1 protein-coding gene is annotated in these 1,350 nt (G+C 64.3%); it reads left to right on the top strand.

Going from position 1 to position 1,350, the window contains the following annotated elements; genetic code table 11:
- Window positions 1–40: 40 nt before the first annotated feature.
- A partial coding sequence (locus Pka01_RS40410; protein ID WP_203888317.1) for an IS630 family transposase occupies window positions 41–1,350 on the top strand: 1,310 nt, incomplete at its 3' end.

The raw sequence follows: 1,350 nt of genomic DNA, 5'->3' as shown, positions 1-1,350 counted from the left end.
TGCGCCTGAAATCTTTGCGGTAAGTCTCTACTCTGTTGTCATGTCATATCCGGGCCCTTCCGCGGTCGAGCTCACGTTGTCGGAGGACGAGCGGGCAGAGTTGGTTCGCCGGGCCGGGTTATCAGACAGGCGTCTGGCCGAGCGGGCCCGGATTGTGCTGGCATGCGCTGGGGGCATGTCCAACGCGGGTGTAGCTCGAGAGATCGGCGTTGCGGTCAAGACAGTGGCCAAGTGGCGCCGCCAGTTCGCCGAGCAGCGACTGGCTGGTCTTGCCGACGTCGGCCGTATCGGTCGGCCGAAGGCCGATCTGGTCTTGGAGGAGGCCGAGCGCGTCCAACTGAGCCGGTGGGCCAGACGCGCCAAAAGTGCGCAGTACCTGGCGCTGCGAGCGAAGATCATTCTGCGCTGCGCGGAGGGCGGCACGAACAAGCAGGCTGCAGCCGATCTGGGTGTCGATGAGTCGACCGTGGAGCGCTGGCGGGCCCGGTTCATCGCCCGGCGACTGGACGGCCTGCACGACGAGCCCCGGCCTGGCCGGCCACCCTCGATCCTGCTCGATCAGGTCGAAGACGTGATCACCGCGACGTTGGAGTCCAGCCCCGGCAACGACACGCACTGGTCACGGGCCTCAATGGCCAAGCGCACCGGACTGTCGAAATCGACCATCGGCCGTATCTGGAAGAAGTTCGATCTCAAGCCGCACCTGCAGGATTCCTTCAAGCTCTCCACTGACCCGCAGTTCGTGGACAAGGTCGTCGATGTCGTCGGGCTCTACCACAACCCGCCGGAGCGGGCGGTGGTGCTGTGCGTGGATGAAAAGAGCCAGATCCAGGCGCTTGATCGGTCCCAGCCGGTGCTGCCGATGATGCCGGGCACGCCCGAGCGGCGCACGCACGACTACCTACGGCACGGCATCACCAGCCTGTTCGCCGCCTTCAACATCGCCGACGGCACCGTCATCAGCCAACTCCACCGCCGCCACCGTGCCGTGGAGTTCAAAAAGTTCCTGGTCGCGATCGACAAAGCCGTGCCGGCCGAACTGGATGTCCACCTGGTGTGCGACAACTATGCCACCCATAACACTCCCGAAATCAGAGCGTGGCTGGCCAGGCGTCCCCGGTTTCATGTTCACTTCACCCCGACCGGGTCCTCTTGGATCAACCAGGTCGAACGCTGGTTCGGCCTGCTGACGGACAAACTCATCCGCCGCGGCGTCCACACCTCCGTCAAGGCCCTGGAGGACGACATCAAGGCGTGGATCGCCACCTGGAACGAGAATCCCCGGCCGTTCGCCTGGACCAAGACCGCTGACCAGATCCTGAACTCCCTCGCCGACTATCTCTCCAAAGT

The sequence above is a fragment of the Planotetraspora kaengkrachanensis genome (genome assembly GCF_016862895.1).
In the GTDB taxonomy this organism is placed as follows: Bacteria; Actinomycetota; Actinomycetes; order Streptosporangiales; family Streptosporangiaceae; genus Planotetraspora; species Planotetraspora kaengkrachanensis.
The sequence above is the reverse complement of the archived record's forward strand: the minus strand, read 5'-3'. Positions and strand labels throughout refer to the sequence as shown.